This window comes from Clostridioides mangenotii TR (assembly GCF_000498755.1).
Classification (GTDB): Bacteria; Bacillota; Clostridia; order Peptostreptococcales; family Peptostreptococcaceae; genus Metaclostridioides; species Metaclostridioides mangenotii_A.
Genome location: NZ_AXUS01000010.1, coordinates 96,128 through 104,505 on the forward strand (window position 1 = coordinate 96,128; position 8,378 = coordinate 104,505).

The following is an 8,378-nucleotide window of genomic DNA, read 5'->3' on the forward strand; positions in this document are numbered from 1 at the left end:
TATGTCAAAAGTACATTTCGTAGGGGCAGGGCCTGGTGATAAAGAGCTTATAACTCTGAAAGGATATAAACTTCTTAGCACTGCAGATATAGTTATTTACGCTGGATCTCTTGTTAATCCAGAGTTACTAGACTACTGTAAAGAAGGTTGTGAAATTCACAATAGTGCATCGATGGATCTTCAGGAGATAATAGATGTAATGAAATACGGAACTGACAACAATAAATCTGTAGTTAGACTTCAGACTGGAGATTTTTCTATATACGGTTCAATAAGAGAGCAAGTTGAGGAATTAAATAAATTTTCGATAGGATTTGACTGCACGCCAGGTGTGAGTTCTTTCTTGGGAGCAGCATCTGCTATTGGAGTGGAATACACAGTACCAGAAGTTTCTCAAAGTGTTGTAATAACAAGAATGGAAGGAAGAACTCCAGTACCAGATAAAGAGTCTTTAGAGTCGTTTGCAAAACACCAAACTTCTATGGTTATCTTCTTGTCTGTTCAGGAAATTGAAAAGGTAGTTTCTAAATTAGTGAATGGTGGATATCCAGCAGAAACGCCAGTAGCAGTCGTATACAAAGCTACATGGGCTGATGAAAAAGTTGTAAAAGGGACATTAGAAAACATAGCTGAATTAGTTAGAGAAAATGGTATAAACAAAACTGCTCTAATAATGGTTGGAAATTTCTTAGGAGATCACTATTATAACTCTAAACTATATGCTAAGGACTTTAAGCATGAATACAGAAAATAAAACTGCGATCTTAGCTATAACCGAAAATGGTAGAAATCTAGCAATAAAAATTTCTGATTTATTAGGCGGTTGTGATATTTACTTTAAGAAGAGCAAAAGCAACATATCTAAAGAATATTTAACAGAGAATATAAAAGATTTAAAATGCGAAAAAGATTCTAATAATAAAAATAATTTTTTTATCATAGAAAAAAGCTTTAAAGAGTTTGTAGGAAATGTATTTGCAAAGTATGAGAATATAGTATTTATTATGGCAACAGGTATTGTTGTTAGAAGTATCGCTCCTTACATTGAGAGTAAGTTTTATGATCCTGCTATCTTGGTAATGGATGAACATGGAAAAAATATAATAAGTATGCTGAGTGGTCATATGGGTGGTGCAAATGAACTTACACATAAAATATGTGAACTAATTGAAGCTAATCCTATAATTACAACAGCCACAGATGTAAATAGGAAATCTTCTCTAGATATGATAGCTAAAAAGTTAAATGCTCACGTAGATAATTTTAGAGACAATGTAAAAGATGTTAATTCGCTTTTAGTAAATAACAAGCCTGTTGGAATATATGTAGATGGCGACTATAATATTGATTTAAGAGGTTTTGAAATTTTGAATACAAGTAAACAAAATGATAAAAATAAATCTGAATATAAATTGGTTCCACGTGGAGTTTTAAAAAATGAGCTGAATTCAAAACCAGATATATTTAGAAAAATTGTAGTTGTAACAGATAAAAAAACTATAGATATCGAAAAAGATATAAGTGAAGAAACGAAGATAAAAATAAAAAATATAAATAATGATGAAAGCAATTTATCAGAAGCTGATTTTATAAAAGTTGTACCTAGAGATATTGTAGTTGGAATTGGCTGTAGAAGGGATACTTCATCAAAAATTATGTACGAGTCGTTTGTAAAGTTTTTAGACTTGAACAACGTAGATATAAATTCAATAGCTAAAGTGGGAAGTATAGAGATTAAAAAAGATGAAAAGGCAATAAATGATTTGGCAAAACATCTAGAAGTTCCATTTGATACATTTTCATCAGAGGATATATCCAAGGTTGATGAGCTATATGAAAGATCGGAATTTGTAAAAAGGAACGTTGGAGTTTACTCAGTATCTGAGCCAGTGGCCCATTTAATGAGCGATGGAAATTTAATAATAAATAAACATAAGTACAGCGGAATAACTTTCGCGTTAGGGAGAATAAAATTATGATATATGTAATAGGAATAGGACCGGGGAATAAAGAGTGTATGACACTTGAAGCATTAGAAGCTATTGAAAAATCAAATGCTATAGTTGGATATAAAACTTATATAAATTTAATAGAAGACCTTATTGAAGGAAAAGAAGTAATTGAAAATGGGATGAGACAAGAGATAGATAGATGCAAGAGAGCTATTGAAGAAGCTAAAGAAGGAAAAACAGTAGCCGTTATAAGTAGTGGAGATGCAGGAATATACGGAATGGCAGGGCTTATACTTGAGCTTGTATCTAAGGAAGAAGCTGATATAGAAGTGAAAGTAGTTCCGGGAATAACTGCAAGTATTGGTGCAGCAGCTTTACTTGGAGCTCCAATAATGCACGACTTCTGCCATATAAGTCTAAGTGATTTACTAACTCCGTGGGAAGTTATAGAAAAAAGACTTAGATTAGCCGCAGATGCCGACTTTGTAATATGTCTGTACAATGCTAGAAGCAAGGGAAGAAGTGAACATCTTAAAAAAGCATTCGACCTTATGAGTGAATTTAAAGGTAAAGACATTCCTGTAGGTATAGTTAAGGATGTAGGTAGAGAAAAACAAGATATACACATTTGCACTTTTGATTCTATGGACTTTGAACGAGTTGATATGACGACTATGGTAGTCATAGGTAACAAATCTACATTTATAGATGGCGATAAAATTATAACTCCAAGAGGTTATGTACTATGATTTTAGTGCTTGGAGGAACATCAGACAGTTTAGAGATATGTGACAAACTTAAATCTATAAATAAAGAGTACACTCTATCGGTTACAACTGAGTACGGTAGAGACCTCGCTGAATCACATGCTGAAAATATAATTCTAGGAAAGCTAGATATTAAATCTATGCAGGATTTTATAAAGACAAATAAAGTCGATCAGATAATAGATGCAACACATCCTTATGCTGTAGAAGTTTCAAAGAACGCAATAGAGTGCACAAAAGCACTTAGCGTTAACTATTTAAGATACGAGAGAAAATCTTTGATAGAACAAATTAAATATAAAAATATACACATAGTGGATACTCTTGAAGACGCTTGTGATGTAGCGGATAGATTGGGAAAAAATATTTTTATTGGAACAGGAAGCAAAAATTTAGGCGTTTATGTAAAACGACTTGAAGATAAGAACCTGATAGCCAGAGTTTTGCCGACAAGTGAGGTTATAATTAGTTGTGAAGAGCTTGGATTGAATGCAGATAATATAATTGCTATGAAGGGTCCTTTCAGCAAGAGTATTAATGAAGAGACATATAAACATTACAATATAGATTTATTGATTACCAAAGAAAGTGGAATTGCCGGTGGATTTTTGGAAAAAATAGATGCGTGCGAAACACTAGGTATACCAGCTGTGATAATAAGAAGATCTACAATAAAATATCCAAACGTAATAAATAATATATGCGAAATGACAAAATCAATATAGATGAGATAAAAAATAAAACTTCGGAGGTAATGTATGAAAAAAGCCGTTTTAGTGGTTAGTTTTGGGACAAGTTACCATGAAACTAGAGAAAAAACTATAGATGTATGCGAAAATAAGATAAAAGACTCATTGAGTGGTTACGATTTCTTTAGAGCATATACTTCGAATATGATAATTAGAAAACTTAAAAATAGAGATGGTATACATATAGAAAATCCTATAGAAGCTCTTACTAGGATGAGCGATGAGGGATATGATGAAGTATTAGTTCAGACACTACATATAATATGTGGTGAGGAGTATAATAAATTAAAAGATCAGATAGAAGAATTATCTCATAAATTTAAAAAAATAACACTTGGAAGACCTCTACTTACAACAATCAATGACTATAAAGAGACTGCAAATGCAATAAAATGGCAGATTCCAGAACTGGGATATGATGAAGCGGTAGTGTTTATGGGTCATGGCACAGATCACGAATCTCACTCAGCTTATCCTGCAATAGAATACGCTATGAGAGATGATGAAATAAACACTTATGTTGGAACAGTTGAAGGATATCCAGAGCTTGAACACGTCATTAAAAAGCTTAAAAAAGATAAAATTAAAAAAGTACATCTAATGCCGTTTATGTTGGTGGCGGGAGATCATGCTATCAATGATATGGCAAGTAATGAAGAGGATTCATGGAAGACAATTTTAGAAGAAAGTGGATATGATGTAAAGGTGTATCTACAGGGATTAGGAGAAAATCCTGAAATTCAAAATATATTTGAAAAACATGCACATGACTGTCTGTAAACAGCAGCTGTGCACTAAACCACAATTACAAAGTAATATAATACAGTTTGAATTTATAATAGTCGATATATTTTTGAAGGGAGCAAGTTAATGACAAAAAAAGCTAAGTTTTATGGTATAGGTACTGGACCAGGGGATAGCTCTCTGGTTACTGTAAAGGCAGTGGATACTCTAAAAAATTTGGATATACTATACACACCAGAATCAAAAAAAGGTGGAGATAGTTTAGCTTATTCAATAGTAAAAGAGTACCTACCAGAAGATCTAGAGATAAAATCTAGACATTTCCCTATGAACTTCAATGAAGATGAAAAAGAAGAAGTATGGAGCAGTGTCGCAGATGAGATAGTCTCAGACGTGGAGTCAGGTAAAAATGTTGGGTTCGTAACACTTGGAGATCCAATGATATACAGCACGTATGTGTATGTTATGGAAAGATTAATACACAGGGTTGAAGTTGAGACAATTCCGGGAATATCATCTTTCTCAAATATTGCTTCAAATCAAAACTTCCCATTGGTAATGGATAGAGACGCACTTATAGTGATTCCGTGTACTTTGGAAGAAAAAAAGATAGATTATGCTTTGAAAAACTATAATTCTATAGTGCTTATGAAGGTATATAAGAATTTTAAAGAAATAATTAAAAAACTTGAAGAATTTGAACTTATAGACCACGCTATATTAGTAAGCAATTCATCACAGAGCGGTGAAATGGTATATACAGATTTAAGAGATGTACATTTAGAAGAAAAAATTTCGTATTTCTCAACTATATTAATAAATACAAATAACGATTGGACAAGACAATAGTTAGTATCGAAGGAGATCAGAATGAATATAAAAGTTGGAACTAGAGGAAGTAAGCTTGCTCTCATCCAAACTTATTGGATAATTGATAAGATTAAAGAAAAGTACCCGGAAGTTAACTTTGAAGTTAAAGAAATAAAAACAACTGGAGATAGAATCCAACATTTATCACTTGATAAAATAGGAGATAAAGGCCTTTTCGTAAAAGAGATCGAGCAACAGTTATTGGATGGAGAAATTGATATAGCTGTGCACAGTATGAAGGATATGCCATCATCTTTACCAGAAGGATTAAAATTTACAAGAACACCGAAAAGAGAAGATCCGAGAGATGTACTTATATTAAAAGAAGGTTTTAAAAGTTTAGATGAACTTCCAAAAGGGGCTAAGATTGGTACAGGAAGTAAGAGAAGAAAATACCAGTTGCTTAATGAAAGACCTGACTTAGAGGTAGTGTCTATAAGAGGAAACATTGAGACTAGAATCAAAAAGATAGAAAGTGAGAACTTGCATGGTGTAGTATTGGCTGCTGCAGGTATTATCAGAGCTGGATTAGAGGATGTCGTAAGTGAATTTATTCCGGTTGATACGATGGTTCCAGCACCAGCTCAAGGAGCACTGGCTATTGAAATTAGGGATAATAACAGTGAAATTGAGGAAATGTTAAATACGCTAGGTGATGAAGTTACAGACATTCAAATATCGGCTGAAAGAGGCTTTTTAGATGGAGTTAATGGAAGTTGTCATATACCAATAGGTGCTTTTTGTGAAGTAGAAGGTTCTAAATTGAAGCTCACTGGAATATACGGAGATGAGGAAGGTCAGTGCCTAATAAAACACAGTATGACCGGTGTTTCATCAAGTCCGAGAGAATTGGGACTCGATTTAGCTAAAAAGGTATTAGAGGAGTATAAAAGATATGAAGGGTAAAGTATACTTAGTCGGTGCCGGCCCTGGTGATCATAAGCTTATGACAATTAAAGGGTTGGAATGTATAAGAAAATCTGACGTAATTGTTTATGATAGACTTGCTAATAGTAGTTTTTTGAAAGAAGCCAAATCTGACTGCGAATTTATATATGTAGGAAAGGCTTCTAGCAATCATATATTGCCACAGGAAGATATAACAAGGTTATTTCAGAAAAGGCTCTTGAAGGGAAGATAGTTACTAGACTTAAGGGTGGTGATCCATATGTATTTGGAAGAGGTGGAGAAGAAGCCGAAGAATTAGTAAATAGAGGAATTGAATTTGAAGTAGTACCGGGAATAACTTCTGCAATAGGTGGACTATGTTATGCAGGAATTCCTATAACTCACAGGGACCACGCATCTTCATTTCACGTAATAACTGGTCATAATAGAGATGACGATACAAAAGAGTTAAATTGGCATGCACTTGCAAACAATAAAGGGACACTTGTATTTTTAATGGGTGTTTCCAATTTAAAGAGAATAAGTGAGAATCTTATTAAAGAAGGAAAAGACAAAAACACTCCAGTTGCATTTATAAGCTGGGCAACTAGATATAATCAGAGAGTAGTAACCTCTACATTAGAAAACTCATATAAAGATGCTATTGAGCAAAATGTTAAGCCTCCTACACTAATCGTAGTAGGAAGTGTTGTAGAGCTTAGAGATAAGTTGAATTTTTTTGAGAATAAAAAACTATTTGGAAGTAATGTAGCAGTTACAAGATCGAGACTACAAAATAGTACCCTAGTTGAAAAAATTTCTGATTTAGGGGGTAACCCTATAGAGATTCCTACTATAAAGATAGAAAAAATAGAGGATAATTTCGATTTAGAAAAAGAAATAAAGGATATACAAAAGTATACATATATAGCCTTTACAAGTAAAAACTCTGTAGATATATTTTTCGATAAATTAGAAGAAATGAATTTGGATTCTAGAGCACTTGCTGGTTTAAAAGTATGTTCAATAGGTTCCGCTACTTCTGATTCATTAAATAAAAGAGGCATAAAAGCAGATATATGTCCTAAAAAGTTTGTAGCCGAGTACTTATTTGAGGAATTAAAAGAAGATTTAACATCAGAAGACAATGTACTTATACCTAGATCAGAAAATGCTAGGGATTTCTTAGTTGAGAATATATCGAGGCTATGTCCTGTTAAAGAAGTTCATATATACAGGACTGTTATAGATAGTGACAAGAAAGATGAAGTTATGGATGTTCTTAATTCAGAAGACTTGGACTACATTACATTTACAAGTTCATCCACAGTTAAAAACCTTGTAGAAATAATCGGTGAAGATAAATTAAGTCTTCTTAAAAGAATAAAGGTAGTATCTATAGGTCCTATAACTACTAAAACTGCAAGAGATTTCGGTATTGATATCTATAAAGAAGCAGATGTAAGCACTATAGATGGGATTGTAGATGTTATAATAGAAGATAAATAAAAGAGTGATATATATAAATATAAAGAACTTATTGAAGATATACAGATTAAAGAAGAGTGGAAATTACAAAATAAAGGGGGTATTAGTATGTATTATCCAATAGTTTTAAATATCAGTGATAGCAAAATAACTGTTGTAGGAGCAGGTAAGGTTGCATTTAGAAAATGTAAATCTCTTGTTGAGCTCGGAAAATCTGTAACGGTAGTTGGCAAAAATATACTGGATAATTTTTATGATTTAGGAAATAGTATAAACGTAATTGAAGCAGAGTTTAATACCTCATTTATTGAAGATAGTTCAATTGTCATAGCTGCCACTAATAATAAGGACCTAAATAGGTCTATAGGATTGTATTGTCGAGACAATAATAAATTAGTAAATGTTGTGGACGATATTGAACTATCTAATTTTACTGTTCCGTCATTTTTAAAAAAGGGGGATTTAATGATCAGTGTGTCAACTGGAGGGAAGAGTCCTGCACTTTCAGCAAAGATAAGAAAAGACTTAGAAAAAAAATATGACGATGAATTTATTGAATTTTTAGATCTACTTGGTAGGCTAAGAGTGAAAATAATCGAGTCAGAAAAAAATATTCAAAAAAGAAATAACATGCTCAAACAGTTGGTAAATCTGAGTTTAGAAGAGCTGAAAGAGATAAGTATAAAATTTAATTTATAAAAAGTGTTGACGAGGGTTTTAGATTTTGATATAGTAATACTTGTCCTCGAGAGAGCGGCAAACGAAACTAACAAAGCAAGAAGATAAAACAACAAAAGAACATTGAAAATTAAACAGTAGGTTAATTTATAAGAAAACAAGAAACAAACCATATAAAGCCAGATATTAAAGATAACGATAGTATCTGAGCAGGTCAAATTATTATTGAGAGTTTGATCCTG

General features: G+C 32.5%; 8 protein-coding genes and 1 pseudogene. All 9 read left to right on the forward strand.

Translation table 11 applies throughout. The features are described 5' to 3' along the window. Window position 1: 1 nt before the first annotated feature. The 9 genes and pseudogenes from T473_RS0106785 (at window position 2) to T473_RS0106825 (ending at window position 8,157) form a co-directional block, all read left to right on the forward strand. A complete protein-coding gene (locus tag T473_RS0106785; RefSeq protein ID WP_024621217.1) occupies window positions 2-754 on the forward strand; it encodes a cobalt-precorrin-4 methyltransferase in 753 nt (250 codons plus the stop codon). Continuing rightward, on the forward strand, window positions 738-1,979 hold the full coding sequence (cbiG, locus tag T473_RS0106790) for a cobalt-precorrin 5A hydrolase (protein ID WP_024621218.1): 1,242 nt from the start codon (window positions 738-740) through the stop codon (window positions 1,977-1,979). Before T473_RS0106785 ends, cbiG begins: the two co-directional genes overlap by 17 nt. Beyond that, on the forward strand, window positions 1,976-2,701 hold the full coding sequence (gene cobJ / locus T473_RS0106795) for a precorrin-3B C(17)-methyltransferase (protein WP_024621219.1): 726 nt from the start codon (window positions 1,976-1,978) through the stop codon (window positions 2,699-2,701). Before cbiG ends, cobJ begins: the two co-directional genes overlap by 4 nt. Continuing rightward, the gene (gene cobK / locus T473_RS0106800) at window positions 2,698-3,444 is read left to right on the forward strand and encodes a precorrin-6A reductase (protein WP_024621220.1); all 747 of its coding nucleotides are present in this window, start codon (window positions 2,698-2,700) and stop codon (window positions 3,442-3,444) included. The genes cobJ and cobK overlap by 4 nt, the downstream gene beginning before the upstream one ends. A gap of 33 nt (window positions 3,445-3,477) precedes the next feature. Beyond that, entirely contained in the window at window positions 3,478-4,248 is a 771-nt protein-coding gene (locus T473_RS0106805; protein WP_024621221.1) for a sirohydrochlorin cobaltochelatase, read from the forward strand. A 90-nt stretch (window positions 4,249-4,338) separates the two neighbouring features. Further along, window positions 4,339-5,061 carry a cobalt-factor II C(20)-methyltransferase gene (locus tag T473_RS0106810; protein WP_024621222.1) on the forward strand — a complete coding sequence of 241 codons (723 nt, stop codon included), beginning with the start codon at window positions 4,339-4,341 and terminating at the stop codon, window positions 5,059-5,061. 21 nt (window positions 5,062-5,082) lie between these two features. Continuing rightward, on the forward strand, window positions 5,083-5,988 hold the full coding sequence (gene hemC, locus T473_RS0106815; RefSeq protein WP_024621223.1) for a hydroxymethylbilane synthase: 906 nt from the start codon (window positions 5,083-5,085) through the stop codon (window positions 5,986-5,988). Continuing rightward, window positions 5,978-7,479: pseudogene (cobA, locus tag T473_RS19995) on the forward strand (uroporphyrinogen-III C-methyltransferase). The gene hemC and the pseudogene cobA overlap by 11 nt, the downstream one beginning before the upstream one ends. A gap of 87 nt (window positions 7,480-7,566) precedes the next feature. Continuing rightward, window positions 7,567-8,157 carry a precorrin-2 dehydrogenase/sirohydrochlorin ferrochelatase family protein gene (locus T473_RS0106825; protein WP_024621224.1) on the forward strand — a complete coding sequence of 197 codons (591 nt, stop codon included), beginning with the start codon at window positions 7,567-7,569 and terminating at the stop codon, window positions 8,155-8,157. Window positions 8,158-8,378: the final 221 nt, after the last annotated feature.